This window comes from Bradyrhizobium sp. WSM2793 (genome assembly GCF_000379585.1).
GTDB lineage: Bacteria > Pseudomonadota > Alphaproteobacteria > Rhizobiales > Xanthobacteraceae > Bradyrhizobium.
Window position 1 is genome coordinate 117161 of record NZ_KB902781.1, and the last position, 26620, is coordinate 143780.

Sequence of the window (26620 nt, forward strand, 5' to 3'; positions counted from 1 at the left end):
TGACGATCCGGACCCGCCAATGCCCTCTGTCTTCGAGACGTCTTCCGCCGCCATCCCGATCACCTTCGTCACCAAATCGAGCTGGGACCAGGTCGCCGAGGCGTTGCCGCCGCCGCAGCGCGCGTTCGCCACGGCATGCGCCTTTGCCGCCAAGCCGGGCGCCTATCTGGCACTGCCTGCGCCCGATGGCGCAATCGCGCAGGTGCTGTTCGGCCTCGAGGACGAGGGGGCAAGATCGCGCGACCTGTTCCGGCCCGGCGCCCTGCCCGGCCTGCTGCCGCCGGGTATCTATCGCTTCGCCAATGCACCCCACGATGCACGGCTGGCGGCGCTCGCTTTTGCGATGGGGCGCTACCGGTTCGCGCGCTACCGCAAGGCTGACAGGCCCGACGTCCGGCTGGTGCCGCCTGATGGCGTCGATGCGGCCGAGATCGAGCGGATCGCTGACGCGGCGATGCTCGCGCGCGACCTCATCAACACGCCGTCCAACGACATGGGGCCGGCGGAGCTGGCCGCCGCCGCGCAAGACCTCGCCGCGGAGTTCGGCGCAAGCTTCGCGTGCACCGTCGGCGACGATCTGGAGAAGAACTTTCCGCTGATCCACGCCGTCGGCATGGCCTCCAGCCGCGCGCCGCGGCTGATCGACATCGGCTGGGGCGATCCTGATCATCCCAAGGTGACGCTTGTCGGCAAGGGCGTCTGCTTCGACACCGGCGGGCTCGACTTGAAGCCGTCGAGCGGCATGCTGATCATGAAGAAGGACATGGGCGGCGCCGCCAACGTGCTGGCGCTGGCGCGCATGGTGATGGATGCGAAGCTGAAGGTGCGGCTGCGCGTGCTGATTCCAGCGGTGGAGAACGCGGTCGCCGGCAACGCCTTCCGCCCGCTCGACATCTTCACCTCGCGCAAGGGCATCACGGTGGAGATCGGCAATACCGACGCCGAAGGCCGGCTGGTGCTCGCCGACGCGCTGGCATTGGCCGATGAGGAAAAGCCCGATCTGCTGATCGATCTGGGCACGCTGACCGGCGCCGCGCGTGTCGCGCTGGGACCGGATTTACCGCCCTTTTACACCAATGATGAGAGCCTTGCCGCCGATGTCGCGCGCTGTGCGGTGCAGGAGAACGATCCGTTGTGGCGCATGCCGCTGTGGCCGGCTTACGATGCGTGGCTGGACTCCAAGACGGCCACCATCACCAACGCACCATCCGGCGGCTCTGCCGGCTCGATCACCTGCGCGCTGTTCCTGCAACGCTTCGTCGATCAGGCGAAGAGCTGGCTGCATGTCGACATCTACGGCTGGACACCGTCGGCAAAGCCGGCCCGTCCCGAAGGCGGCGAGTGCCAGGCCGCGCGCGCCATCTACACTTTGCTGAGCGAGCGCTATGCATGATCCGCGACTAACACCGGCGCGGGGCGACCTCGCCGCGAAATATCTCGAAGGCAAGGTCGAGGCGGATCGCTTCGTCGCCGGCGAAGAATTCGAGGTGGTTGATCCGGTCGCGCCGGTGCGCGAGCAGCCGTCTTCGGGCGCGATGCTGATGACGGAGGCATTGCGCGGCGAACGCGTCACGGTCTACGACCGCAACAGCGAGGGCTGGGCGTGGGGCCAGCTCAATGGCGACGGCTATGTCGGCTGGCTGCCGGATGCAGCGCTCATGAAATCCTCGGCGACGCCGACCCATGTGGTCAGCGCGCTGCGGACGTTCGCCTTCCCCGGCCCCTCGATCAAGCTGCCGCCGGCCGATACGCTCGTGATGGGATCCAGGCTGGCTGTGGCGCGCGAGGACGGCAGCTTCGCCGTCACGCGCGACGGCAGTTACCTGCCGAAGGCGCATCTCGCCCCGCTCGATCATCGCGAGCCGGACTTCGTTGCGGTCGCCGACCGCTTCGTCGGCACGCCCTATCTCTGGGGCGGCAAGAGCAGTTTCGGCATCGATTGCTCCGGCCTCGTCCAGGTCGCGCTGACATCGGCGGGAATCGGCTGCCCACGCGACAGCGACATGCAACTGGCCGGTCTCGGCCGCGCACTGGAGCCGCATGAGCGAAGCAGCTTGCTACGCGGCGATCTGATCTTCTGGAAGGGCCACGTTGCCATCGTCCGCGATGGCAGCACCATGGTTCACGCCAACGCGTATCACATGGCGACGGTGATCGAACCGATCGAGCCTGCGATTGCGCGGATCAGGCAGGCCGGCAGCGAGGTCGTCGCGATCAAGCGGCTCTAGGGCCATGGATCGAGAGGATCGTACTCGATCTTTTTTCTCGGCATCCGAACAGGTTTCGGACGCGGTTTGCTGACGGAACGGGCGCATTAGCACCGGCAGAATGGTTTACCTAGCGGCGCAGCTACGGAACAACGTTACATCTGAGGAGATTTGCGGAACGAAACGCGGCGTCAGTCTTTCTCTGGCTTTGGGAGGTGCCCATGAGTTCTCAGGCCAGAGAAGGCGCGTGTGCGTTCGCTTGGCGAAACTACTTGCTGCTCCATAGCGGCATCAGCGAGAACGACGACAGGCGTTCCGCCCTCTACAGCTACATCTCCAATCTTCGCGACACCTGCGAGGACGATTTCGATCTCTTGCAGATAGCCGCGGTCGCCTACTTGAAAAAGCTGGATGAATTGCATGACGACCAATGCGCGCGCCGCGCGGCAGATCAACTTCTGGCCGAGCGTTTGGAAGCAAGCGGTTCACAACAGGATAGATAGCTTAGGTCATACCACCAGAGCGAAGGAGCGAGCAGCATGGCAGACGACACCAATGCAAACCGTTTCGTGCGCGACCCTCAACGGCGCATCGCCGCAGCGACGGCAATTGGCATGAATGCCTTGAAGCCGATGATGCACTTCCAGGTCTCAATGCTGAGGATGTGGGCCGATAGTATCGAGAGGCTCGAGGCCAATTACGACAAGAACCTGGAAGACACTGCGACCAGGGTCGAGAAAGCGTCAGACAAGGAACGCGCGGCGTAACATCAAGGCGGGCTGCCCGCGCAGCCTGCTCCGGCGAAACGCTCCGGGTGCCGCGATGTCGCTCGCCTGGGATGACGGGCTACGTCGCCACCGATCCGTTGCCCGCTGTCTCCAGCCGGAACGCCGCCGCGAACAGCGCGCGCGTGTAATCGGTCTTCGGATTCTTGAATAGCTCGGCGGCCTGTCCCTCTTCGACGACCTTGCCGCCGCGCATCACGATCAGGTGGCTCGCAAGCGAGGCGACGACGCGCAGATCGTGCGAGATGAACATGTAGGTGAGTTCGCGCTTGCGCTGGAGCTCACGCAACAGATCGACCATCTGTGCCTGGAACAGCATGTCGAGCGCGCTGGTCGGCTCGTCGAGCACGACGAAGTCCGGCTCGAGCACCACCGCCCGCGCGATGCTGATGCGCTGGCGCTGGCCGCCGGAGAATTCGTGGGGATAGCGGTAGCGGGTATCGGGCTTCAGCCCGACGTCTTCCAGCGCCTTGACGACGCGCGCCTCGCGCTCCTCGCGCGACAGCCCCGGCTGATGCACGGAGAGACCTTCGGCGATGATGTCGGCGACCGACATGCGCGGGCTGAGCGAGCCGAACGGGTCCTGGAACACGATCTGCATGTCGCGCCGGAACGGCCGCATCTCCTTGAAGCGCAGGCCCTGGATGTCCTTGCCCAGGAACACGATGCGTCCGTTCGAGGAGATCAGCCGCAACAATGCCAGCCCCAGCGTGGTCTTGCCCGAGCCTGACTCGCCGACCACACCGAGCGTCTCGCCCTTGCGCACGGCGATGCTGACGCCGTCGACCGCCTTGATGTGACCGACGGTCTTGCGCATCAGGCCGCGCTTGATCGGAAACCAGACCTTCAACTCGTTGGCGGACATCACCACCGGGGCACCCGGCTGCGGCGGCGCCGGATCGGGCTTCGGTTCCGCCGCGAGCAGGTCGCGCGTATAGGGATGTTTCGGGCTCTTGAAGACCTGCTCGACCGGCCCCTGCTCGACGATCTCGCCGCTCTTCATGACACAGACGGTGTCGGCGATGCGGCGCACGATGCCGAGATCGTGGGTGATGAAGAGCAGGCTCATGCCGAGCCGCGAGCGGATCTCGGCGAGCAGCGCCAGGATCTGCGCCTGCACGGTGACGTCGAGCGCCGTGGTCGGCTCGTCCGCGATCAACAGATCGGGCTCATTGGCGAGCGCCATCGCGATCATCACGCGCTGCCGCTGACCGCCGGAGAGCTGATGCGGATAGCTCTTCAGTCGCGTCTCCGGCTCGGGAATACCGACCTGCGTCAGCAATTCCAGCGTCCGCCGGCGCGCCTCCGCATTGCTGGTCGGATTGTGCAGCTGGATGATCTCGCCGATCTGCGCCTCGATCGTGTGCAGCGGATTGAGCGAGGTCATCGGCTCCTGGAAAATGATGGAGATGTCGCTGCCGCGAATCTCCCGCATCTCCTGCTCGGATCGGTCGATCAGCTCCTGCCCCTTGAAGCGTATGCTGCCCGAGGGGTGCGAGGCGTTCGGATAAGGCAACAGCTTGAGAATCGAGAGCGCGCTGACGGACTTGCCGGAGCCGGATTCGCCGACCAAAGCCAGGCATTCGCCGCGCTTGATCTGGAACGAGACCTTGTCGACCGCGAGCGTGGTGGTGCCGCCCTGGTGGAAAGCCACCGACAGGTCGCGCACGCTGAGCAGGGGCTGGTTGATCGCATCCATGGCCTTACCTGAACGTCTTGCGCGGATCGAAGGCGTCGCGCACCGCTTCGCCGATGAAGATCAGGAGCGACAGCATGCTCGCGACCGAGAAGAAGCCGGAGAAGCCGAGCCAGGGGGCCTGCACATTGGCCTTGGCCTGCGACAGCAATTCGCCGAGCGAAGGCGATCCCGGCGGCAGGCCGAAGCCAAGGAAGTCCAGCGCCGTCAGCGTCATCACCGAGCTCGACACGATGAAGGGCAGAAACGTCATGGTCGCGACCATCGCGTTCGGCAGCAGGTGGCGGAACATGATGACGGGATTGGAGACGCCGAGCGCCCGCGCCGCCTGGATGTATTCGAAGTTGCGCCCGCGCAGGAACTCGGCCCGCACCAGACCCACCAGCGAGACCCAGGAGAATAGCAGGAGGATGCCAAGCAGCACGAAGAAGCCGGGCACGAGCACCGACGACAGGATCAGCAGAAGATAGAGCGAGGGAATCGCCGTCCAGATCTCGATAAAGCGCTGGAAGATGAGATCGACCCGGCCGCCGAAATATCCCTGCACCGCACCCGCCGCGATGCCGATAACGGACGAGACGATCGTGAGGCAAAGGCCGAACAGCACCGAGATGCGGAAGCCATAGATCAGCCGCGCGACCACGTCGCGCCCCTGATCGTCCGTCCCGAGCCAGTTATATTCGAGGTCGCGGCAACTCTTCAGCCCCTTCTTCTCCACCACCGGCTTGCATTGCGCTTCCGTTAGCATCCATGTCGGCGGTGACGGCGCAGGCGTCGGCAGGTCCAGATTGTGGGTGTCGTAAGAATAACGGATCAGAGGCCAGACGATGCTGCCGCCCTTGTCCTTGATCAGCTTCTGTAAATAGGGATCGCGATAATCGGCAGCGGTTTCGAAGTCGCCGCCGAAGGTGGTTTCCGAATAGGTCACGAATGCGGGCCAATAGAGCCGGCCGTCGAACTTGATCAGGAAAGGCCGATCATTGGCGATCAACTCCGCGAACAGCGAGACCACGAACAGGGCGATGAAGATCCAGAACGACCAGTAGCCACGGCGGTTCGCCTTGAAGTTCTGCCACCGCCGCCTGTTGAGCGGCGAAGGCGCGAAGGGCTTGCGCGTGATCGGGACGACCTCGCCCAGCGGGGACTGGGTCGTGGTCTCGATCGGCGTCGGCGCGGTAACCGTCATCAGACCTCCCGCGCCTCGAAATCGATCCGTGGGTCGATCCACATGTAGGTGAGGTCGGAGATCAAATTGATCACGAGGCCGACCAGCGAAAAGATGTAGAGCGTGCCGAACACCACGGGATAGTCGCGATTGAGCACGCTCTCGAAGCTGAGCAGCCCCAGCCCGTCGAGCGAGAAGATGGTCTCGATCAGAAGCGAGCCCGAAAAGAACGCGTGGATGAAGGTCCCGGGGAAGCCCGCGATCACGATCAGCATCGCATTGCGGAAGACGTGGCCGTAAAGCACCCGGCCCTCGCCGCAGCCCTTGGCGCGCGCAGTCATGACGTATTGCTTGCGGATCTCGTCCAGGAACGAATTCTTCGTCAGGAACGTCATGGTGGTGAAGGCACCGAGCCCCATGGCGATCAACGGCAGCGTCAGATGCCAGAAATAATCGACGATCTTCCAGTACCAGGGAAACTGCGACCAGCCGTCGGAGGTCAGTCCGCGCAGCGGGAACCAGTTGAAAAAGGAACCGCCAGCAAACAGGATGATGAGGAGGATTGCGAACAGAAAGCCGGGAATGGCATAGCCCAGCACGAGAACGGTCGATGTCCAAGTGTCGAAGCGCGTGCCGTCCTTCACCGCCTTGCGGATGCCGAGCGGGATCGAGATCAGATAGGTGATCAGCGTCAGCCACAGGCCGAGTGAGATCGAAACCGGCAGCTTCTCCTTGATGAGTTGCAGAACGCTGACGTCGCGGAAATAGCTCTTGCCGAAATCGAATCGGGCGAAATTCCAGACCATCAGGGCGAAGCGTTCCGGTGCCGGCTTGTCGAAGCCGAACTGCACCTCGAGCTTCTTGATGAAGTCAGGATCAAGGCCCTGCGCGCCGCGATATTTCGAGTTGATGGCGTCGCCACCGGCCCCGACTTGCCCGGGCGCGCGCTGCGCAAAATCGCTGCCGCCCGAAATCCGCGAAGTGCCGCCGGTGTCAGCCCCGGAGAGCTGCGCGATCACGCGTTCGACCGGGCCGCCCGGCGCGAACTGCACGACAACGAAGGACACGAAGAGGATTCCGAGCAGCGTCGGAATCATCAGGAGGATGCGGCGGGCGATATAGGCACTCATGGCTACTTCGCCTGCTCGAGCTTGGCCGCCTTGGCGGGTTCATGCCACCAGATGTCGGGCGCGCCGACGCCATTGGCATAACGCGGCAGCTTTTGCGGGTGACCGAACTGATCCCAATAAGCCAGCCGGTGCGTCTTGTTGTACCATTGCGGCACCCAATAGCGGCCAGTGCGGAACAGGCGATCGAAGGCGCGGCAGGCGATGGTCAATTCCTCGCGGCTGTCGGCCGCCATGATCTTCTCGATCATGGCGTCGATGGCCGGACTGGCGACGCCCGCGAGATTGTACGAGCCCTTGGTGTTCGCGACCTGCGACGAGAAGAACGCGCGCATGGCATCGCCCGGCGTCGCCGACATGCTGAAACGCTGGATCGTCATGTCAAAGTCGAAATCCTCCACGCGCGAGCGATATTGCACGGCATCAACGAGGCGGAGGCTCGCCTCTATGCCGAGCGTCCCCAAGTTCTTGATATACGGCGCGTGATGCGGCTGGAGCGAGGGCTCCTCCGCCAGGAATTCAATCTTGAACACCTCTCCGCTCGGCAGCATTCGCTTGCCGTCCTTGATCGGAAAGCCGGCTTCGTTGAGCAGCTGCTGCGACTTGCGCAAGAGAGCTCGATCCTGCCCCGATCCGTCGGAAACCGGCGGCGCGAAGGACGCAGCGAACACCTCGTCGGGAACCTGACCGCGGAATGGCTCGAGCAGCTTCAGCTCTTCCGGCGACGGAGGGCCATTGCTAGCCATGAGATCGGAGTTCTGGAACGGTGACACCGTACGGGCATAGGCGCCGTACATGATGGTCTTGTTGGTCCATTCGAAGTCGAAAGCGTCGATCAGGGCCTCACGTACGCGGGGATCCCTGAATTTCTCGCGCCGGGTATTGATGAACCAGCCCTGCGCGCCGGATGGCGTGTCGTCGGGCACGATCTCGAGCTTGACGCGGCCATCCTTCACGGCCGCGAAGTCGTATCGCGTCGCCCAGATGCGTGAGGTGAACTCTTCCCGGTAGAGATAGTTCTTGCCGGTAAACCCTTCGAAAGCGACGTCGCGGTCGCGATAGAACTCATAGCGCACGACATCGAAATTATAGGTACCGCGGCAGGGCGGCAGATCGGCAGCCCACCAGTCCTTCACCCGCTCATACTCGATATACCGATTGACCTCGAACTTGCCGACCTTGTACGGACCGGAGCCCAGCGGGGTCTCCAGCGACGATTCATCGAACGGGCGAGATGCGTAGTAGGCCTTCGAGAAGATCGGCAGGCTGGCGGCATAGAGCGGCACGTCGCGCGCCCGCCCCTTGGCAAAGGTGACGACGAGCGTTGCATCGTCGACCGCCTCCGCGCTGACCATGTCGCGCAGCTGCACGAGGATCAGGGGATGTCCCTTGGTCTTCAGCGTCATCAGCGAAAACGCCGCATCATGCGCGGTGAGCTTGGTGCCGTCGTGGAATTTCGCCTCCGGCCGCATCGTGAAGCGGTAGACCAGCTTGTCCGGCGATATCTGCACGGATTTGGCGGCAAGCCCGTACATCGCATCAGGCTCGTCGTTCGCACGCACCATCAGCGGCGCGAAGGTCATGTCCATGCCTTGCGCGCCGTCGCCCTTCAGGATGAAGGCGTTGAGCGAGTTGAAGGTCTGGTAGGATTGGTTGTAGGCGCGCACCGACGGAATGAGCGAGAACGTCCCGCCCTTCGGCGCATCGACGTTGACGTAGTCGAAATGGTGGAAGTCGGCGGGATATTTGAGATCGCCGAACGCCGAGATACCGTGAGCCTCGATCCCCGCTTCCGATGCATGCGCTCCGCGCCACGGCTGCGCGCCCAGCGACATCCCGAGGGTGCTGCCGACACCGAGGGCCAGCACGTGGCGGCGTGACATCTGCGTCATGCGGGGAATGTCCTTCACGACTTCTTTGCGATCCGCGCCGCCTTCTCTGCGTCGTACCACCAGATGAACGGGAAGCCGGATTGGCCGTATTTGGGCATTTCCGTCGGCCGGCCGAAGCGATCCCAGCGTGCCGTACGCACCTTGTTATAAGTCCATTGCGGCACGACGTAATGATTCCACAGCAGCACGCGGTCGAGTGCCTTGGTGGCCGCGACGAGATCGTCGCGATCGGTAGCGTAGATGACCCGCTCGATCAGCTTGTCGATTGCGGGATTCTTGATGCCCGCAATGTTGCGCGAGCCGGCGATGTCAGCCGTCTTGGTCGACCAGAACTCGCGCTGCTCGTTGCCTGGCGACTGCGACTCGCCCCACGAGTTTGTGACGATGTCGAAATCCCACTCGCGCGTCCTGTTCTCGTACTGGGTCGGGTCGACCGTCCGCACGTTGACGGCAATGCCGAGCCGCTCCAGGGACGGCTTGTAGAACAGCGTGATCCGCTCGAAGCTCGGATCCGAGTTCAGCAGTTCGAGCGTGAACTGCGCGCCGGTCTTGACGTCGGTCAGCTTGCGGTCGCGCACCTCGTAGCCGGCCTCCTTGAACAGGCGCAGCGCCTCGCGCAGATTGTCGCGCACGGCTTCCGGACTGCCGCCGACCGGATTGGTGTAGGCCGTGGTGAAGACTTCGGGCGGCACCTGGGTGCGGACGGTCTCGAGGATCTCGAGCTCCTTGCCCTGCGGCAAGCCGGTTGCCATGAGCTCGTCGATGCCGTCGAAATAGCTGCTGATGCGCTTGTACTGGCCGTAGAAGATCTGCTTGTTCATCTCCTCGAAGTCGAACGCGTAGTTAAGTGCACGCCGCACGCGGGGATCGCTGAACTTGCCGCGGCGCAGGTTCGGCACGAAAGCCTGCATCACACCTGAGCTGCGATTGGCGAATTCCTCGAGGATCACGCGCTTCTCACTCACGGCCGGGAAGTCGTAGGCGGTCGCCCAGTTCTTCGCACTGTTCTCGGTACGCCAGTCGACCTGGTCGGCCTTGAAGGCCTCGATCGCGACGGTAGCATCGCGGAAATATTCGTAGCGCAGCTCGTCGAAATTGTTGCGGCCGACATTGGCTGGCAAATCGCGGCCCCAATAATCCTTGACGCGCTCCATAGCGATCGACCGTCCGGCGACGAAATCCTTGATCTTGTAGGGACCGGAGCCGAGCGGCACCTCGAGCGTGGTGGCGGACACGTCCCGCTTGCGCCCCTGCGCGTCAGTCCCCTCCCACCAATGCTTCGGCAGGACGATGAGCTGCCCGACGATCTGCGGCAGCTCGCGATTTCCCGGCGCGTCGAACACGAACTTCACCTCGCGCTCGCTGACCTTCTCGGCCTTCACCACATGGCTGTAATAGGCCGAGTACATCGGATGGTGCTTCTTGAAGGACTCGAGCGAGAAGATCACGTCATCGGCGGTGACCGGCTTGCCGTCGTGCCATTTGGCCTGGGGCCGCAAGCGGTAGGTGACGAAGGAGAAATCGTCGGGGTGGCTGACGGCTTCGGCCAGCGCACCGTACTCGGTCGAGACCTCGTCGAGCGACTGCGTGAGGAGCGATTCATAGATGAAAGCGACGGCACCGGCGACCTGGCCCTTCACACCCGATACCACGATGTTGAGGTTGTCAAAGGTGCCGACCGCGATCTGGCGCGCGACGCCGCCCTTGGGCGCTTCCGGATTGACGTAGTCGAAGCGCTTGAAGTCGGCGGGGTACTTGACCCTTCCGAACAGCGACAAGGCATGGCGCCAGGGAAGCTCATTCGCCGATTGCGCCTCGGCACTGCCGACGACGGAAAGGCCCGCTACGGAACCGAGGGCGGGGAGCGCTGCGGCCGCAGTGCCGGTGAGCAGGAGATCACGTCGGGTAATGGCCAAATCAACATTCCTGTCTTGAAGGAGGCTACTCCTTTAAGTTCCCAATATAGGCGAGGTTTCGACCGAATATGTTGCTTTTTCCTCATCTTGGAAGGCCGGACGGCCCGTCGGATGCGGCCAAACGCCCCGATAAACTCACCGCGAGGCCGGATAAGGAACGGCCAGGCTTTTCAGCCTGGCCGCTTATTCCAAGATCGGGTTCTTGAGGCCTTACTTCGACGCGGTCGGCAGCGGCTGAGGATGCTCTGACAGCGAATTCAGATAGGCAATGACGTCGGCGCGCTCGGAATCCTTGGCAATACCGGCGAAGCCCATCGCAGTGCCCGGGACGAAGCCCTTCGGATTGGCGATGAACTTGTTGAGGTCGTCGAACGTCCAGGTCCCGCCCTTGCCCTTCATGGCAGCGGAGAAATTGAAGCCGCCACGGCCCTCACCCCTCTTCTCGCCGACGACGCCATAGAGGTTCGGACCGACGCGATTCGGGCCACCCTTCTCGAAAGTGTGGCAGGCACCGCACTTCTTGGCGGCCGCCGCGCCCTTTTCGACGGAGGCGGTCTGGAGCAACTTTTCGATCGGCTCGGAGGCCGCGGCGGCAGCGCCGCCTTCCTTGCCGTGGCCGGCGTCTTCCTTCACGGCGATCTCGAAGCCCGGCTTTTCCGGCATCTTGGGCGAGAAAAGAGCCTGGGCGGTAAAGCTGGTCACCAAGAGAAAGAGACAGGTACCAAGCACGGCACCCATGATTTTATTGAGTTCGAAAGAGTCCATTTCCGGCCAGGCCCCACACCGCAAGAAGGATCGAGCGGCCGGGCGGCCGCCAGGACGAGCCTCGGGAGAATCAAACGTTCCTTATCGTTTCCCCGAGTTTTGCCATTGAGATATCGGTTTGCCCGGGGTCTGGCAACCCGTATAAGCGACCCGGCTTTCGGCCGTCCCCGCTCCATTTCTCGGCGCGGAAAACGCCCCGTTTTCAGGCTCTTGACCTCAGATCTCTAGACCCAATGATCGATCCTCGCATCCTGGTGCTGATCCCGGCCCGCATGGCCGCCACCCGCCTGCCCGGCAAGCCACTCGCCGACATCGCGGGATTGCCGATGATCGTGCACGTGCTGCGCCGCGCCGAGGCCGCAGGTATAGGCCGGGTCGCGGTCGCGACCGACACGCCCGAGATCGCTGCGGTCGTGACGGCCCATGGCGGCGAGGCCGTGATGACCAGCCCGACACACCCCTCCGGCTCCGACCGTATCCACGAGGCCATGCAGAAGCTCGATCCGGACGGCAAGGCGGAGATCGTGGTCAATCTGCAGGGGGATTTCCCGACGATCACGATCGGCAACATCCGCGAGGTGCTGCCGCCCCTGCAAGACCCGGCCGTGGACATCGCGACACTGGCCTCGCAGATCCACACCGAGGAGGAGGACCTCGCCCCGAGCGTCGTGAAGGCGATCGGAACCTCGCTCGGCGGCAGGCGCATGCGTGCACTTTATTTCACTCGCGCGACCGCGCCGACCGGCGACGGACCGCGTTACCACCATATCGGCCTCTACGCCTATCGCCGCGCGGCGCTGGAGCGTTACGTTTCGCTGCCACCCTCGCCGCTGGAATTGCAGGAGAAGCTCGAACAGCTCCGGGCGCTCGAGGCGGGAATGCGCATCGACTTCACCATCGTCGACACCGTACCCCGCGGGGTCGACACGCCTGCGGACCTGGAAACCGCCCGCAGCATCCTTTCCAAATCCTGAGCCGCTGTTACAAGGCCGACCCAGGAGCATTTTTAAGACATGAGCAAGATGAAGATCGCATTCCAGGGCGAGCCCGGGGCCAATTCCCACATCGCCATCGTCGAGGCCTATCCCGACGCCGAGCCGATGCCCTGCGCCACCTTCGAAGACGCGCTGTCGGCGATCTCCTCCGGCGAGGCCGATCTCGGCATGATCCCGATCGAGAATTCGGTCGCCGGCCGCGTCGCCGACATACATCATCTCTTGCCGGCCTCCGGCCTCTTCATCGTCGGTGAATGGTTTTTGCCCGTCCGGCATCAGTTGATGGCGGTGAAGGGCACCAAGCTCGACGACATCAAGAGCGTCGAGAGCCATGTGCATGCGCTCGGCCAGTGCCGGCGCATCATCCGCAAGCTCGGCATCAAGCCCATCGTGCATGCCGACACCGCCGGCAGTGCTCGTGACATCTCCGAGCGCAAGGACAAGACGGTCGCCGCGATCGCCTCCCGCCTTGCCGCCAAGATCTACGGCCTCGACATCCTCGCCGAGGACATCGAGGACGAGGCGCACAACACCACGCGTTTCGTGGTGCTGGCGCGCGAGCCGAAATGGGCCGCGCAAGGCTCCGGCCCGCTGGTCACGACTTTTGTGTTCCGGGTGCGCAATTTGCCGGCCGCGCTCTACAAGGCGCTCGGCGGCTTTGCCACCAACGGCGTCAACATGACCAAGCTCGAGAGCTACATGGTCGACGGCAATTTCTTCGCCACGCAGTTCTACGCCGACGTCGACGGCCACCCCGATGACAAGGGCCTCGCCTTCGCGATCGAGGAGCTGAAATTCTTCTCGCGCGAATTCCGCATCGTCGGTGTGTATCCCGGCCACCCCTTCCGCGCCACGTTCAACGAGGCGCAGCAGGATTGATCTCGTGTCCCGGACGCGCAAAGCGCGGGCCGGGACCCAGCCACGCGACCCGGGGCTGCGATGGGCCCCGGCTCTGCAGCGCATCGCTGAAGAGCGTTGCGCTGCGTCCGGGGCACGGCAGCTCCTATACGGCCGCCGGCTTCACCAACCCGAACGCCTCCGCGAGCAGCGAATACGACTTCTTCCGCGCCTCGTGATCGTACACCGCCGTGATCACCATCAACTCGTCCGGCTTGCTCGCGTCGATCAGCGGCTGCAGTTTCTTCTGCACCGTCGCGGGGCTGCCGACGAACAGGCGGGAGCGATTGCGGAGGATCGAGGTGCGCTCGGAGTCGGAGTAAGGATAGGCCACCGCCTCCTCGACGCTCGGCAGCGGCAGATATTGACCACGGTCGCGGCGCAGCCGGTTGAGGTCGAACGAGCTGGCGAGCCGTTCGGCCTCCTCGTCGGTATCGGCGGCGATGACGGCGATCGCGAGGATCGCGTGGGGCGTCGCACGCCAGGCCGAGGGCTGGAAGCGGTTGCGATAATGCACCATCGCATCGACCGCATCGTGGGACGCAAAATGATGCGCGAAGGCGAAGCCCATGCCGACCTGTGCGGCGAGCTCCGAGGAATAATCGCTGGAGCCGAGCAGCCAGACCGGCGGCAGTTTGGTGTCGTCGGGCATGGCGACGACGTTGTTGTAGGGATGCCCTGCGGGAAATTCCCGGGTCTCCCACAGAATCAGTTCGTGCAGCCGCTCCAGGAAATCGTCGCCCTCGCGGCGGTCGAGCCGGCTCCGGAGCGCATAGGCGGTGGCGCCATCGGTGCCGGGCGCCCGGCCAAGGCCGAGGTCGATACGGCCGGGAAACAGCGCCTCCAGCATCTTGAATCGCTCGGCGACGACCAGCGGGGCGTGGTTGGGCAGCATCACCCCGCCGGAGCCGACGCGGATGTGCTTCGTCACCGCCGCGATCTGGCCGATCATGACGTCGGGCGCTGGGCTCGCGACCGAGGCGAGGTTGTGGTGCTCGGCGAGCCAGTACCGGACATAGCCGAGGCCATCGACATGGCGCGCCAGGTCGATGCTGTTGCGCAGCGCCGCGGCGGGCTTGGTGCCTGTGGTGACGACGGAGAGATCGAGGACGGAGAGCGGGATCATGGCGCGCTAACCTAGTGGAGGGCCGCGCAGCGACAATGGGGCGGCTGCGCAGATCTGACGTGTGCAGGCCGCGAGCCCGCGCGCCGGACCGAACCGAGATGGTGGGCTAAAGGCAACCCTACCAACATTGATTCCATTCTGCCCACCTACGCTATCTGCCTCAGACAACCATCAAAACCTCTATAACTCTTTGAAATGGTCGAATTATTATGAGGATACCGGTATCCCACTCAAACCGGTAGACATTCAATAATTCCGCCATTGCTGGTAGAAGTGGGCCATTTCCCATCATTGATGGGCTGTCGATCAAACCGCCTTTGCCCTATCATAGGCTTTCCCAAGCTAGACCTGACCGTCGGCCGCTAGGATCTGGCGGCACATCTGGAGCGAGTGGTGCCATGACCGATCTGACGATTCCTGCCCGAGCCGACGGGCAAGACGGGCACCTGAAGCGGCCAGCGATCTCCTTCGAGTTCTTTCCGCCCAAGACGGAAGATATGGAGCGCAATCTCTGGGAGACCATCAACCGGCTCGCCCCGCTCGACCCGAAATTCGTCTCGGTGACCTATGGCGCCGGCGGCTCGACCCGCGAGCGCACCCATTCGACCATCGCCCGCATCCTGAAGGAGACCACGCTGCTGCCGGCGGCGCATCTGACCTGCGTCGGCGCCTCGCGCGGCGAGATCGACGAGATCGTCGATCGCTATCACGAGGTCGGTGTCCGCCACATCGTCGCCTTGCGCGGTGATCCCGCCGGCGGCATCGGCACGCCCTATGCCAGTCATCCCGACGGCTATCAGAGCTCCCCCGAGCTCATCGCCGGCATCAAGAAGCGGCACGGCGACATCGAAGTGTCGGTCTCGGCCTATCCCGAGAAGCATCCTGAAGCGCGCGACTTCGATGACGACATCGACACGCTGCAGGCCAAGGTCGATGCCGGCGCGACGCGCGCGATCACCCAGGTGTTCTTCGACAACGACCTCTATTTCCGCTATCTCGACCGCGTGCGGGCGCGCGGCATCGACATCCCGATCGTGCCGGGCATCATGCCCATGCACAATTTCAAGCAGGCGAGAGCCTTCGTCACCCGCGCCGGCACCACCGTGCCGGACTGGTTCGCCGCGAAATTCGAAGGCCTCGATGACGACGCCGAGACCCGCAAGCTGGTGGCCGCAACCGTCGCGGCCGGCCAGGTCCAGAAGCTCGCCAAGCACGGCGTCGACACCTTCCATTTCTACACCATGAACCGCGCCGATCTCGTGTTCGCGATCAGCCATTTGCTCGGCATCCGTGCCAAGAGCGCTCAGAAGGCTGCGTAAGAGAAAATGACCGTACCCGTTTCCGCCAAGCGAACTGCCCTGCTCAACGCCGCGCGCGAGCGAATTCTCGTGCTCGACGGCGCCATGGGCACGATGATTCAGAACCTGCAGTTCGACGAGACCGCCTTCCGCGGCGAGCGCTTCAAGGACTTTCATCGCGACCTGCGCGGCAACAACGATTTGTTGATCCTGACCCAGCCGCAGGCGATCGAGGACATTCACGCGGCGTATTTGCGCGCGGGAGCCGACATCGTCGCGACCAATACCTTCTCCACGACCTCGATCGCGCAGGCCGATTATGACCTCATCGACATCGTCTACGAGATGGCGCGCGAAGGCGCCCGCCTCGCCGGCAATGCCGCGCGGCGCGTCGAGGCGGAGGACGGCAAGCCGCGTTTCGTCGCGGGCGCCATCGGTCCGACCAACCGCACCGCCTCGATCTCCCCCGACGTGTCCAACCCCGGCTACCGCGCCGTCACCTTCGACGATTTGCGCAAATCCTATGGCGAGCAGATCCGTGGCATGCTCGACGGCGGCGTCGACCTGCTGCTGGTCGAGACCATCTTCGACACGCTGAACGCCAAGGCGGCGCTCTATGCGATCGCCGAGATCACCGAAGAACGCGGCATCGACATGCCCGTGATGGTGTCGGGCACCATCACCGACAAATCCGGACGCCTGCTCTCGGGCCAGATGCCGGAAGCGTTCTGGCATTCGGTGCGGCACGCAAACCCCGTCACCATCGGCTTCAACTGCGCGCTCGGCGCAGAAGATCTGCGCGCGCATATCGCCGATATCGGTCGTGTCGCCGACACGCTGGTGTGTGCCTATCCAAACGCCGGCCTGCCCAACGAGTTCGGCCAGTATGACGAGACGCCGGAATACATGGCGCGCCTCGTCGGCGAGTTCGCGCGCGACGGCCTCGTCAACATCGTCGGCGGCTGCTGCGGCACCACGCCGGACCATATCGCGGCGATCGCCGCTGCGGTCGCCCCGCACAAGCCGCGCATCGTGCCGGAGATCGAACCGCGCCTGCGGCTCTCCGGCCTCGAGCCCTTCATCCTGACCGACGCAATCCCGTTCGTGAACGTCGGCGAGCGCACCAACGTCACGGGCTCTGCCCGTTTCCGCAAGCTGATCACCGCTGGCGACTACACGGCGGCGCTGCAGGTCGCGCGCGACCAGGTCGAGAACGGCGCGGTAGTTATCGACGTCAACATGGACGAGGGCCTGCTCGACTCTGAAGCCGCGATGGTGACCTTCCTCAACCTCGTCGCCGCCGAGCCCGACATCGCCCGCGTCCCCGTGATGGTAGACTCCTCCAAGTTCTCGGTGATCGAAGCCGGCCTGAAGTGCGTGCAGGGCAAGCCGGTCGTCAACTCGATCTCAATGAAGGAAGGCGAGGAGAAGTTCATTCACGAGGCCAAGATCGCCCGCCGTCATGGCGCGGCTGTCGTCGTGATGGCGTTCGACGAGGTCGGCCAGGCCGATACGTTCGCGCGCAAGACCGAGATCTGCAAGCGCGCCTACGACATCCTGGTGAACAAGGTCGGCTTCCCGCCTGAAGACATCATCTTCGATCCCAACGTCTTCGCGATCGCGACCGGCATTGAGGAGCACAACAATTACGGCGTCGACTTCATCGAGGCGACGCGCTGGATCCGCCGGAACCTGCCTGGCGCGCACATCTCGGGCGGCGTCTCCAATCTGTCGTTCTCGTTCCGCGGCAACGAGCCGGTGCGCGAGGCCATGCACTCGGTGTTCCTGTATCACGCCATCAAGGCGGGCATGGACATGGGCATCGTCAATGCCGGCCAGATGATCGTCTATGACGACATCGATCCTGAGCTGCGGCAGGTGTGCGAGGACGTCGTCCTCAACCGCGATCCGGGCGCGTCCGAGCGCCTGCTGGCGCTGGCCGAGAAGTTCCGCGGCAACAAGACCCAGACCAAGGAGGCCGATCTCGCCTGGCGCGAATGGCCGGTGGAGAAACGGCTGTCGCATTCGCTGGTGCATGGAATCACCGAGTTCATCGAGCAGGACACCGAAGAGGCGCGCAAGCAGTCCTCGCGTCCGCTCGACGTGATCGAGGGCCCGCTGATGGCCGGCATGAACGTGGTCGGCGACCTCTTCGGCGACGGCAAGATGTTCCTGCCACAGGTGGTGAAATCCGCCCGCGTCATGAAGCAGGCAGTGGCCTGGCTGATGCCGTTCATGGAAGAAGAGAAGGCGCGCAACCTCGCCAACGGCGTCGGCACGGAGGGCTCATCGTCCGCCGGCAAGATCGTGCTCGCAACCGTCAAGGGCGACGTCCACGACATTGGCAAGAACATCGTCGGCATCGTGCTCCAGTGCAACAATTTCGAGGTCATCGATCTCGGCGTGATGGTGCCCGCCGCCAAGATCGTCGAGACGGTGAAGGCGGAGAAGGCCGACATCGTCGGTCTCTCCGGCCTGATCACGCCCTCGCTCGACGAGATGGCGTTCTTCGCCGGCGAACTGCAGCGCGAGGGCCTCAAGCTGCCGCTGCTGATCGGCGGCGCCACCACGAGCCGCGTGCATACCGCCGTCAAGATCGACCCGAGCTATCGCGCCGGCCCCGTCGTGCATGTCAACGACGCCAGCCGCGCCGTCAGCGTTGCGTCCTCGCTGCTCTCGCCCGAGAAGCGCGACGCCTATGCCGCCGAGGTACGTGCCGAATACGCCAAGATCTCGGACGCGCATCTGCGCGCGCAGGCCGACAAGAAGCGGCTGAAGCTGGAAGCCGCCCGCGCCAATCGCGTGCCGGTGGACTTCGCCAAGAACAAGCCGGTGAAGCCGACCTTCCTCGGCATCCGCAGCTTTGACGACTACGACCTCGCCGAGCTGGTCGATTGCATCGACTGGACGCCGTTCTTCCAGACCTGGGAGCTCGCGGGGCGCTTCCCCGCCATCCTCGACGACGCCAAGGTCGGCGAGGTCGCGCGCTCGCTCTACGATGACGCGCGCAAGATGCTCGACACCATCGTCAAGGAAAAATGGTTCCGGGCGCGCGCGACGATCGGCTTCTGGCCGGCGAACGCCGAAGGCGACGACATCGCGGTCTATGCCGATGAGAGCCGCACGAAGAAGATCGCGACGCTGCACACGCTGCGTCAACAGCTCGAGAAGCGCGAAGGCCGCTTCAACGCGGCGCTCGCCGACTTCGTCGCGCCTGCGGGCGTGCCCGACTATGTCGGCGGCTTCGTCGTCACGGCCGGCATCGGCGAGGACGCGGTCGCCGATCGCTTCAAGATGGCCAACGACGATTACTCCTCGATCCTGTGCAAGGCGCTGGCCGATCGGCTCGCCGAAGCCTTCGCCGAGCGCATGCATGCGCGCGTGCGCCGCGAGTTCTGGGCTTACGCGCCCGACGAGGCGCTCTCCAACGACGAGCTGATCCTCGAGAAGTATCAGGGCATCCGCCCCGCGCCGGGCTATCCTGCGCAGCCCGACCACACCGAGAAGGCGACGCTGTTCGAGCTGCTCGATGCGGAAGCGACCTGCGGCGTGAAGCTGACCGAGAGCTTTGCGATGTGGCCAGGCTCCAGCGTGTCCGGGCTCTATTTCGCCAGCCCCGAGAGCTATTATTTCGGCGTCGGCAAGATCGAGCGCGACCAGGTCGAGGACTACGCCGCGCGCAAGGGCATGAGCGTCGCGGAAGCCGAGCGCTGGCTCGCGCCGGTGCTGAACTACATCCCGTCGCGAGAGGACAGTGACAAGGCCTTTGCGGCAACGGCGGCGAACGACGAGACGTCGAAGGATCTCGCCTCGCATCCGCCGGGCTGCACCTGCGCGGTGCATCTGGTCTGGCAGAAGAAGCGCGCGGGCGCGGGATAGGCCCCGCTCTGGCTACAAAACCAAAAATCTGAAAAACAACCCCATGCACAGTAGCGATGGGGTTGAAAAGATTGAGCGATTTCGGGCCCCCCGAGGCCGCATTTGCAGCGTCGGGCAAAACACCTGTAATATTCCATCATCGCCCGCCGCGTCAGCACTCCGTCAGATGCCACGTGCTCCGATCTCGTGTACCGGATGGGATACGACAAACATCCGGCCGGCGCGCGGGAGGGCGGCATTCGTAATCATCTGAAAATCCTGGGCTCCTGCCTCGTGATGATTGGCGGGATCTTCGTCTTGCATCATGCAGTCCCGCTCGATGCGGCGGTGGCCGAGATTGCGCAGCAACCGTCCAAGTCAAATGATGCCAGCGGAACCATGCAAACCGTCACAAAGCTCCTCGCCCAACCCCGCTCGCCGTCGCGCGATGACCAGCTCTATTTGGCCGCGGTAGCCCTGTTCAAGGCGATCGAGGCAGGCGAGGCACCGGTCGAGAGTCGCGCCACGCTGGCAAGGGCGCTGCATGAGGTCGCGCTCGGCGGGCACGCCAACGCCTGGGTCGACTATGGCCGCTGCCTCTGGAACGGCTGGGGCGTGCCGCGCGATCGCGACGCCGCGATCGCTGCCTACAAACGCGCGGCCGAACTCGGCTCGGATTACGGCGCCTATCTCACCGCCTATAATCTCTATTGGACGTTCAGGAAATATGACGACGCCTATGCTTACGCGCAGAAGGCGCTTGCAGGCGACGACCCCGATGGCGCCGTGCGCTACCTGCTAGGGCTGATGGCCTACAACGGTCGCGGACAACCGAAGGACGTAGCCAAGAGCCTTGCATTGCATCTCGAAGCGGCCAAGCGCGGCAACGCCGATGCCTATTTCGAGCTGTTCGTCTATGCGATGCAAGGCATCGGTGACCGCGACAAGGCAGTGTTCTACCTGAAGCAGGCCGGACAACGCGACCAGCCGCGCGCCTCCGCCAATCTCGGCGCGCTCCATGCCACCGGGCAATTGCCCGGCATCGAGAAGGATCTCGGCGAGTCCATCCGCTGGTACAAGCGCGCCGCCGATCTCGGCGTCGGCCGCGCCGCCGCAGCGCTCGGCGTGATGGCGACGCGCGGCGAAGGGATGGCGAAGGACCCGGATGCCGCGGAGGCGTACTTCCATCGTGCCGAGGATTTGGGGTTTGAACTGGACGAGTATCTGCGGACGAACGGCGTGACGCGGCGGAAGTAGTCGCCCCCGTCATTCCGGGGGGCGCCAAAGCGCGAACTCTGGATGACGGACTAAAGCGCGATGAATCGTCATCTCACTTTGGCTTGCTGCTTAAGTGTGATCTTTTCGAAAGACCGCTTCGCACTTTTCCGGCTCATGATCTAGGAAACCCAAGCCCCAGCCGCGATCCCCATCCTCCCCTGGAGGGAGAGGATCGGTGCGCACGCAGCGTAGCGGAATGCGGACCGAGGTGGGGTGACGGTCCCTCCGCATTCAACAGCGCCCGTGTTGAGAGATCACCCCACCCCGCTCGCGCTTCGCGCGATCGACCCTCCCCCTCCAGGGGAGGGTAAGTGCGCATCATCCCTTCGGCGGGGACAGCGGCTGCACGATCTCCCTGAACGGCGCGATAGCTTCGCAGCGCTCGGCATGCGCAGCCAGCGCCGGGTAACGCGACGCGTCGAACAGCTGCGGATGCGCCTCGCGGGTGAAGCGGACGACGCAGGCCACCGCGATGTCGGCGTGGCCGATGCGGCCGCCCAGCCAGTACGGCGTCGTCACCTTGGCGCGCTCGGCCTCCAGCACTTTCAGCACGTCGCCAATCTGCGCCTGGCAACGCTCGACCCACAGCGCGAGCTGCTCCTTCCGCAGCACGCGCTCATAGAGCAGGCTCACCGCCTTGTCGCCGAGACCGGAAGCGAGCGCGCAGATGCGCAAATGCTTCCGCCGCTCAGTGCCGCTGCGCGGCAGCATCGCCTTCTCTGGCCCGACAAGTTCGTCGAGATAATCCAAAATGACCGTGCTCTCGATCAGCGCCTCGCCGTCGTCGAGCACCAGGGTCGGCACCCGCCGCAGCGGATTATAGGGCGCGATCTGGTCGGCATCGCCGAAGGTCGACCACGGCCGGTGCTCGAAAGCGAGCCCGTAAAGCCGCAGCGCAATCGCGACGCGGCGGACGAAGGGGGAATCATATTGGCCGATCAGGAACATGGTTCTTGCTCTTCCAAGCGGTTGGACACGGCGGGGCCGTCCAGTCTCCACGACCTGATCGGCGCGGCGCAAGAAATATCTCGGAAATGGAGCATTGCACCGGCTGCAACGTCGCCGGCGATGGCGCTGCGCGCTCAGAGGCCGTCCTGGATCGAGCGCTTGATGGCGGCAATCGCGGTCTCGTTGCGCTTGTACATCGTCCACTGCTTGATGCGTTTGGCGCGCACCAGCTTGGCGGCGGTCAGCACCCGCATGTGCTCGCTCACCGTCGGCGCGCTGACGCCGAGCTTTTCGGCGATCAGCAATCCGCAGACGCCGTCCTCGACCAGGTCGCCATCGGCCTGCTCGCGAAAATGCTTCCGGGGATCCCGCAGCCATTCCAGGATCTGCAGGCGACGTTCGTTGGCGAGCGCGCGCAGGGCGACGGCAAACTTCATTTAGCCATTTTGCTAATTACCTAATTGATGTCAACTCTCCGATGCGCTATTCTGGACGGCATCATGACAGCGACAATGGACATCACACGGGAGCGGATCGCGGCGACCGAAGCGGTCATCCGTCCGCATATCAGGCGCACGCCCCTTCTTCGGGCCGATCTCGCCGATTTCGGCCTGCCCGCGGCGCCCCTCACGTTCAAGCTCGAGATGCTGCAGCATTCGGGATCGTTCAAGGCGCGCGGCGCCTTCGCCAATCTGTTGCTGCGGCAGGTGCCGCAGGCCGGTGTCGTCGCCGCATCCGGCGGCAACCACGGCGCGGCCGTCGCCTATGCGGCGCAGCGGCTCGGCATCCCCGCCACGATCTTCGTGCCCGACATCACCTCACCGGCGAAGGCCGAGCGGATCAGGGGTTATGGCGCCAAGCTCGTGATCGCGGGCAGCCGCTACGCCGATGCGCTCGCCGCGAGCGAGGCGCACGTCGCGCAGACCGGCGCGCTGGCCGTCCATGCCTACGACCAGGCCGAAACCCTGCTCGGCCAGGGCAGCGTCGGACTGGAGCTGGAGCAGGATGCGCCGGGCATCGACACGCTGCTGGTGGCGGTCGGCGGCGGCGGACTGATCGGCGGCATTGCGGCGTGGTACGCCGGCCGGACGCGCATCGTCGCGGTCGAGCCGGAGCAATCGCCGACCCTGCACGCCGCGTTCGCGGCGGGCGCTCCGGTCGATGCGCCGGCCGGCGGTATCGCCGCCGACAGCCTTGCGCCGCGGCGCGTCGGCGAGTTGATGTTTCCGGTCGCGCGCGCCCATGTCGAGCGCGTCGTCCTGGTCAGCGACGATGCGATCCGGCAGGCCCAGGCCGCCCTGTGGTCGCGCTTGCGTCTCGTCGCCGAGCCCGGCGGCGCAGCGGCATTTGCCGCGGTGCTCTCCGGCCGCTATCGTCCCGCGACCGGTGAACGCGTCGCGGTTCTGCTCTGCGGCGCCAACACCAATGCGGTGAATTTCGACAGTTGAGCGGGAATGACATGACAAGGCCGCGTGCACTGATCCTGATATCGATCCTGCTGCCGATGGCCGGTGTCGCCTACGCGCAGGACCGCCCGATCGGCTTCTTGACGCCGTCGAAGAACATCGCCTGCCAATTCTTCACCGACAATGGTCAGGGCGTGCTCCGCTGCGACCTCATGAACATCGAGAGCCGCCCGCACCGTCCCGCCGATTGCGAGCTCGACTATGGCCACGCCTTCGAGATGAGCGCGAAGGGAGCCGCAGGGCGCATCTGCGCCGGTGACACCGTGATGGACGCCTCGCTGCCGGTGCTGGCCTATGGCGAGGCGTGGCAGCGCGGAGGATTCACATGCCGGTCGGAGCAGACGGGTTTGACGTGTTTCAACGCGATGCAGCGGGGGTTTTCGCTGGCTCGGGCAGAACAGAGGTTGTTTTGAGGAGTAGCTGCATGGAGTGCAGCGGAATACGGGGACGCCGTCCCGGATTGCGCTGCGCTCCATCCGGGCTACAAGTGCTGCCACAAGTTCAGCCGTCATCCTGAGGCGCGAGCCTTGCGATGCGCGAGCAGCGCGAGGGGAGCCTCGAAGGATGGGCCACGGGCGCTTGCGGCCCATCCTTCGAGGCGCGCAAGAGCGCGCACCTCAGGATGACGACGAAGCGTGTGGCAGCGGACGATCCTAGCCGACACGAGCAAAGCGAGATGCGGTGACGCTCCCCTGATTGCGTTCGCCTCCGACCGGCGGCGAGCCAGCCGCTCATCTGGGTTACGCTCGCTCGCGCATCATTCAATGACCGGCACATGCTTCGCCGCCGTCCGCGGTGCCGTGCCGTCAAGGCGTGGATCGTCGGCGATCTCGATCTGGCGCCGGAATGGGCGGAAGCCGGAGCGCTGGTAGAACGCGACGGCGGATGGATGATCGAGCGTGCAGGTGTGCACCCAGACGCGGCGGACGTCCCGCGACCAGGCGCGCTCCAGCGCGCGGTTCATCAGGAAGCGCGCGGCGCCAGTGCCGATCAGGGGTGCGGTGACGCCGAAATAGACCAGCTCGCACTGGCCGGGCTCGCGGAAGTCGAGCTCGAGCAGGCCTTCGTCGCGGCCGTGCGCGACCAGTGCGTAGATCTCGATATCAGGCGCGTGGATGATTGCGGCAAGCTCGGTGTCGGTCATGCGGGCGCGCGAGAACCATAACCAGTCCTCGCCGACGCGGCGGAAGAGGTCGCGGTACCAAGGAAGCGTGGGGGCGTCGACCTTGCGCAGGGTCCAGACGCCGGTGGGATCGTCGCGGCGCGCGGGCGGCGCGGTCATCTCCAGATGGGTGACGACGGCGGCGATCTTGCCAGCAGGCACATCGGAATAGCCGTCGGGGAGGATCATTCTTTGTTACCTGGCTTCAAAGCGCGAGACTGCAGAGCTTACGCTCAACACTTCATCGTCGTCCCGGACAAGCGCGCCTTAAGTGCGCGCTGGATCCGGGACCTCCGCGCGAGCGCTTGCGCTCGTCGCGATAACCACAGGAAGTGGTTTGGCGACGATCGATCGTTCGGGATTGGCTCCGCCTGCCATCGACAGACCTCGCGGTATGGGTCCCTGCGCCCGTGCGCAATTGCGCACTAGGCAGGGACGACGATTTGGATGGTGGCGTATCAGCCCTCCCCCTCATCGCTCGCCAGCACGCCCTTCACCGCCCTCGCCCAGCCCGCGAGCTTCCGCTCACGCGTCGCCTGGCTCATGTTCGGCTTGAAGCGGTGCTCGAGGCGCCAGTTGTCGGCGAATTTGGTCGGCTCGGGATAGACGCCGGCCTGGAGGCCGGCGAGGTAGGCGGCGCCCAGCGCTGTCGTCTCCTGGATCACGGGGCGATCGACGGGCGCGTCCAGCAAATCCGCGAGGCGCTGCATGGTCCAGTCGGAGGCGGTCATGCCGCCGTCGACGCGGAGCACGACGCTGGCGGTTTCCGAGCTTGGCCAGTCGGCGCGCATCGCGGCCCAGAGGTCAAAAGTCTGGTAGCAGACGCTTTCGAGCGCGGCATGGGCAAGCTCGGCGGGGCCGGTGTTGCGGGTGAGGCCGAACAGGGCGCCGCGAACGCGCGGATTCCAATAGGGCGCGCCCATGCCGACGAAAGCCGGAACGAGATAGACGCTCTGCATGGAGTCGGACTGATCCGCGAGCGGGCCGGTCTCGGCGGCGTGCTTGATGATGCCGAGGCCGTCGCGCAGCCATTGCACGGCTGAGCCGGCGACGAAGATCGAGCCTTCGAGCGCGTAAGTGCGTTTGCCATCGAGCTGATAGGCGACGGTGGTGAGCAGCTTGTTCTTCGAGACAACAGGCGTGGTGCCGGTGTTGAGCAGCGCAAAGCAGCCGGTGCCGTAGGTCGACTTCATCATGCCCGGGCGGAAGCAGGCCTGGCCGATGGTGGCGGCCTGCTGGTCGCCGGCGATGCCTGAGATCGCAATCGCACCGCCGAACAGATCGGGCGTGCTTTCGCCGAAACGGGCGGAGGAATCCTTCACCTCGGGCAGCATCGAGCGCGGCACGCCGATGATCTCCAGCAGTTCGTCGTCCCATTGGCCGGTGTGGATGTTGAACAGCAGCGTGCGTGAGGCGTTGGTGGCGTCGGTGGCGTGCACCTTGCCGCCGGTGAGGCGCCAGAGCAGATAGCAATCGACCGTGCCGAACATCAGTTCGCCGCGCGCGGCGCGCGCCCGGGCGCCGGGGACGTGGTCGAGGATCCAGGCGACCTTGGTGCCGGAGAAATAGGGATCGATGATCAGCCCGGTCTTTTGCGAGATCACGGGCTCGCGGCCGTCGGCCTTGAGCTTGGCGCAGATGTCGGCGGTGCGGCGGTCCTGCCAGACGATGGCGCGGTGCACGGCCTGACCCGTCGCGCGGTCCCACACCACGGTGGTCTCGCGCTGGTTGGTGATGCCGATCGCGGCGACGTCCTTCGCGGTGATGCCGGCCTGCTCGATCGCCTCGCGGCAGACCATCACGGTCGAGGTCCAGATGTCCTCAGGCTCGTGCTCGACCCAGCCCGAGGCCGGAAAATGCTGCGGAAACTCCTGCTGCGCCTTCGCCGCGATGGATATGTCGCCGCGAAACACGATGGCGCGCGAGGAGGTGGTGCCCTGGTCGATGGCGAGGACGAAAGACATGGCGGCTTACCCTGGCGTTATCCCGGAGGGGATCATTGTGTCGCGCCAAAGAAAACGGGATTGCCGGCAAGAGGT

22 protein-coding genes are annotated in these 26620 nt (G+C 64.6%); 11 read left to right on the forward strand and 11 right to left on the reverse strand.

Annotation, left to right across the window (positions count from 1 at the left end):
- The first annotated feature begins 19 nt into the window (after positions 1–19).
- From A3AS_RS0117085 to A3AS_RS0117100, 4 genes are all read left to right on the forward strand, one after another.
- Entirely contained in the window at positions 20–1393 is a 1374-nt protein-coding gene (locus A3AS_RS0117085; RefSeq protein ID WP_018318793.1) for a M17 family metallopeptidase, read from the forward strand.
- Positions 1386–2228, forward strand: a complete 843-nt coding sequence (locus tag A3AS_RS0117090) for a C40 family peptidase (protein WP_018318794.1) — start codon at positions 1386–1388, stop codon at positions 2226–2228. Before A3AS_RS0117085 ends, A3AS_RS0117090 begins: the two co-directional genes overlap by 8 nt.
- A 200-nt stretch (positions 2229–2428) precedes the next feature.
- Positions 2429–2710: a hypothetical protein gene (locus A3AS_RS0117095; protein ID WP_018318795.1), complete on the forward strand. Its 282-nt coding sequence runs from the start codon at positions 2429–2431 to the stop codon at positions 2708–2710.
- Positions 2711–2746: 36 nt separating this feature from the next.
- Positions 2747–2974 carry a hypothetical protein gene (locus tag A3AS_RS0117100; protein ID WP_026202072.1) on the forward strand — a complete coding sequence of 76 codons (228 nt, stop codon included), beginning with the start codon at positions 2747–2749 and terminating at the stop codon, positions 2972–2974.
- Positions 2975–3053: 79 nt separating this feature from the next.
- Here A3AS_RS0117100 and A3AS_RS0117105 read toward each other — a convergent pair whose 3' ends face one another.
- From A3AS_RS0117105 to A3AS_RS0117130, 6 genes are all read right to left on the reverse strand, one after another.
- The gene (locus tag A3AS_RS0117105; protein ID WP_018318797.1) at positions 3054–4691 is read right to left on the reverse strand and encodes an ABC transporter ATP-binding protein; all 1638 of its coding nucleotides are present in this window, start codon (positions 4689–4691) and stop codon (positions 3054–3056) included.
- A gap of 4 nt (positions 4692–4695) precedes the next feature.
- Complete coding sequence (locus A3AS_RS0117110) at positions 4696–5874, reverse strand: ABC transporter permease (RefSeq protein ID WP_026202073.1); 1179 nt, start codon at positions 5872–5874, stop codon at positions 4696–4698.
- A complete protein-coding gene (locus A3AS_RS0117115) occupies positions 5874–6983 on the reverse strand; it encodes a microcin C ABC transporter permease YejB (protein ID WP_018318799.1) in 1110 nt (369 codons plus the stop codon). The genes A3AS_RS0117110 and A3AS_RS0117115 overlap by 1 nt, the downstream gene beginning before the upstream one ends.
- A gap of 2 nt (positions 6984–6985) precedes the next feature.
- The gene (locus tag A3AS_RS0117120; RefSeq protein ID WP_026202074.1) at positions 6986–8872 is read right to left on the reverse strand and encodes an extracellular solute-binding protein; all 1887 of its coding nucleotides are present in this window, start codon (positions 8870–8872) and stop codon (positions 6986–6988) included.
- A 14-nt stretch (positions 8873–8886) separates the two neighbouring features.
- Complete coding sequence (locus A3AS_RS0117125; RefSeq protein ID WP_018318800.1) at positions 8887–10788, reverse strand: extracellular solute-binding protein; 1902 nt, start codon at positions 10786–10788, stop codon at positions 8887–8889.
- Between the two features lie 210 nt (positions 10789–10998).
- Positions 10999–11553 (reverse strand): cytochrome c family protein, encoded by a 555-nt coding sequence (locus A3AS_RS0117130; RefSeq protein ID WP_018318801.1) that lies wholly within the window; start codon positions 11551–11553, stop codon positions 10999–11001.
- A 233-nt stretch (positions 11554–11786) separates the two neighbouring features.
- Here A3AS_RS0117130 and A3AS_RS0117135 point away from each other — a divergent pair, with 233 nt between their 5' ends.
- On the forward strand, positions 11787–12527 hold the full coding sequence (locus tag A3AS_RS0117135; protein WP_018318802.1) for a 3-deoxy-manno-octulosonate cytidylyltransferase: 741 nt from the start codon (positions 11787–11789) through the stop codon (positions 12525–12527).
- Positions 12528–12566: 39 nt separating this feature from the next.
- The gene (locus A3AS_RS0117140) at positions 12567–13427 is read left to right on the forward strand and encodes a prephenate dehydratase (RefSeq protein WP_018318803.1); all 861 of its coding nucleotides are present in this window, start codon (positions 12567–12569) and stop codon (positions 13425–13427) included.
- 124 nt (positions 13428–13551) lie between these two features.
- On the opposite strand, the gene A3AS_RS0117145 is transcribed toward A3AS_RS0117140, so the two are convergent.
- Positions 13552–14571 carry an LLM class flavin-dependent oxidoreductase gene (locus A3AS_RS0117145; protein WP_018318804.1) on the reverse strand — a complete coding sequence of 340 codons (1020 nt, stop codon included), beginning with the start codon at positions 14569–14571 and terminating at the stop codon, positions 13552–13554.
- Between the two features lie 398 nt (positions 14572–14969).
- On the opposite strand from A3AS_RS0117145, the gene metF reads away from it, so the two are divergent.
- From metF to A3AS_RS0117160, 3 genes are all read left to right on the forward strand, one after another.
- Complete coding sequence (gene metF / locus A3AS_RS0117150; protein ID WP_018318805.1) at positions 14970–15890, forward strand: methylenetetrahydrofolate reductase [NAD(P)H]; 921 nt, start codon at positions 14970–14972, stop codon at positions 15888–15890.
- 6 nt (positions 15891–15896) lie between these two features.
- Positions 15897–19748, forward strand: a complete 3852-nt coding sequence (gene metH / locus A3AS_RS0117155) for a methionine synthase (protein WP_018318806.1) — start codon at positions 15897–15899, stop codon at positions 19746–19748.
- 195 nt (positions 19749–19943) lie between these two features.
- A complete protein-coding gene (locus A3AS_RS0117160) occupies positions 19944–20984 on the forward strand; it encodes a tetratricopeptide repeat protein (protein WP_018318807.1) in 1041 nt (346 codons plus the stop codon).
- A 339-nt stretch (positions 20985–21323) separates the two neighbouring features.
- Here A3AS_RS0117160 and A3AS_RS0117165 read toward each other — a convergent pair whose 3' ends face one another.
- Both A3AS_RS0117165 and A3AS_RS0117170 read right to left on the reverse strand, forming a co-directional pair.
- Positions 21324–21953, reverse strand: a complete 630-nt coding sequence (locus tag A3AS_RS0117165) for a glutathione S-transferase family protein (protein WP_018318808.1) — start codon at positions 21951–21953, stop codon at positions 21324–21326.
- A 134-nt stretch (positions 21954–22087) separates the two neighbouring features.
- On the reverse strand, positions 22088–22390 hold the full coding sequence (locus A3AS_RS0117170; RefSeq protein WP_018318809.1) for a helix-turn-helix transcriptional regulator: 303 nt from the start codon (positions 22388–22390) through the stop codon (positions 22088–22090).
- Between the two features lie 27 nt (positions 22391–22417).
- Here A3AS_RS0117170 and A3AS_RS0117175 point away from each other — a divergent pair, with 27 nt between their 5' ends.
- Entirely contained in the window at positions 22418–23401 is a 984-nt protein-coding gene (locus A3AS_RS0117175) for a threonine/serine dehydratase (protein ID WP_018318810.1), read from the forward strand.
- Positions 23402–23412: 11 nt separating this feature from the next.
- Positions 23413–23832 carry a DUF6636 domain-containing protein gene (locus tag A3AS_RS0117180; protein WP_018318811.1) on the forward strand — a complete coding sequence of 140 codons (420 nt, stop codon included), beginning with the start codon at positions 23413–23415 and terminating at the stop codon, positions 23830–23832.
- Positions 23833–24176: 344 nt separating this feature from the next.
- Here the strand turns inward: A3AS_RS0117180 and A3AS_RS0117190 are convergent, their stop codons facing one another.
- Both A3AS_RS0117190 and glpK read right to left on the reverse strand, forming a co-directional pair.
- The gene (locus A3AS_RS0117190) at positions 24177–24770 is read right to left on the reverse strand and encodes an N-acetyltransferase (protein WP_018318813.1); all 594 of its coding nucleotides are present in this window, start codon (positions 24768–24770) and stop codon (positions 24177–24179) included.
- Between the two features lie 269 nt (positions 24771–25039).
- On the reverse strand, positions 25040–26545 hold the full coding sequence (gene glpK / locus A3AS_RS0117195) for a glycerol kinase GlpK (protein WP_018318814.1): 1506 nt from the start codon (positions 26543–26545) through the stop codon (positions 25040–25042).
- Between the last annotated feature and the right edge of the window lie 75 nt (positions 26546–26620).

What these genes read in the sequence shown, in the direction of transcription:
- A3AS_RS0117135 (WP_018318802.1), top strand. Translation starts at nt 11,787, where the DNA reads ATGATCGATCCTCGCATCCTGGTGCTGATCCCGGCCCGCATGGCCGCC.
- A3AS_RS0117085 (WP_018318793.1), top strand. Translation starts at nt 20, where the DNA reads ATGCCCTCTGTCTTCGAGACGTCTTCCGCCGCCATCCCGATCACCTTC.
- A3AS_RS0117115 (WP_018318799.1), bottom strand. Translation starts at nt 6,983, where the DNA reads ATGAGTGCCTATATCGCCCGCCGCATCCTCCTGATGATTCCGACGCTG.
- metF (WP_018318805.1), top strand. Translation starts at nt 14,970, where the DNA reads ATGACCGATCTGACGATTCCTGCCCGAGCCGACGGGCAAGACGGGCAC.
- A3AS_RS0117090 (WP_018318794.1), top strand. Translation starts at nt 1,386, where the DNA reads ATGCATGATCCGCGACTAACACCGGCGCGGGGCGACCTCGCCGCGAAA.
- metH (WP_018318806.1), top strand. Translation starts at nt 15,897, where the DNA reads ATGACCGTACCCGTTTCCGCCAAGCGAACTGCCCTGCTCAACGCCGCG.
- A3AS_RS0117105 (WP_018318797.1), bottom strand. Translation starts at nt 4,691, where the DNA reads ATGGATGCGATCAACCAGCCCCTGCTCAGCGTGCGCGACCTGTCGGTG.
- A3AS_RS0117175 (WP_018318810.1), top strand. Translation starts at nt 22,418, where the DNA reads ATGTCAACTCTCCGATGCGCTATTCTGGACGGCATCATGACAGCGACA.
- glpK (WP_018318814.1), bottom strand. Translation starts at nt 26,545, where the DNA reads ATGTCTTTCGTCCTCGCCATCGACCAGGGCACCACCTCCTCGCGCGCC.
- A3AS_RS0117110 (WP_026202073.1), bottom strand. Translation starts at nt 5,874, where the DNA reads ATGACGGTTACCGCGCCGACGCCGATCGAGACCACGACCCAGTCCCCG.
- A3AS_RS0117100 (WP_026202072.1), top strand. Translation starts at nt 2,747, where the DNA reads ATGGCAGACGACACCAATGCAAACCGTTTCGTGCGCGACCCTCAACGG.
- A3AS_RS0117140 (WP_018318803.1), top strand. Translation starts at nt 12,567, where the DNA reads ATGAGCAAGATGAAGATCGCATTCCAGGGCGAGCCCGGGGCCAATTCC.
- A3AS_RS0117165 (WP_018318808.1), bottom strand. Translation starts at nt 21,953, where the DNA reads ATGTTCCTGATCGGCCAATATGATTCCCCCTTCGTCCGCCGCGTCGCG.
- A3AS_RS0117160 (WP_018318807.1), top strand. Translation starts at nt 19,944, where the DNA reads ATGGGATACGACAAACATCCGGCCGGCGCGCGGGAGGGCGGCATTCGT.
- A3AS_RS0117120 (WP_026202074.1), bottom strand. Translation starts at nt 8,872, where the DNA reads ATGACGCAGATGTCACGCCGCCACGTGCTGGCCCTCGGTGTCGGCAGC.
- A3AS_RS0117130 (WP_018318801.1), bottom strand. Translation starts at nt 11,553, where the DNA reads ATGGACTCTTTCGAACTCAATAAAATCATGGGTGCCGTGCTTGGTACC.
- A3AS_RS0117180 (WP_018318811.1), top strand. Translation starts at nt 23,413, where the DNA reads ATGACAAGGCCGCGTGCACTGATCCTGATATCGATCCTGCTGCCGATG.
- A3AS_RS0117190 (WP_018318813.1), bottom strand. Translation starts at nt 24,770, where the DNA reads ATGATCCTCCCCGACGGCTATTCCGATGTGCCTGCTGGCAAGATCGCC.
- A3AS_RS0117095 (WP_018318795.1), top strand. Translation starts at nt 2,429, where the DNA reads ATGAGTTCTCAGGCCAGAGAAGGCGCGTGTGCGTTCGCTTGGCGAAAC.
- A3AS_RS0117145 (WP_018318804.1), bottom strand. Translation starts at nt 14,571, where the DNA reads ATGATCCCGCTCTCCGTCCTCGATCTCTCCGTCGTCACCACAGGCACC.
- A3AS_RS0117170 (WP_018318809.1), bottom strand. Translation starts at nt 22,390, where the DNA reads ATGAAGTTTGCCGTCGCCCTGCGCGCGCTCGCCAACGAACGTCGCCTG.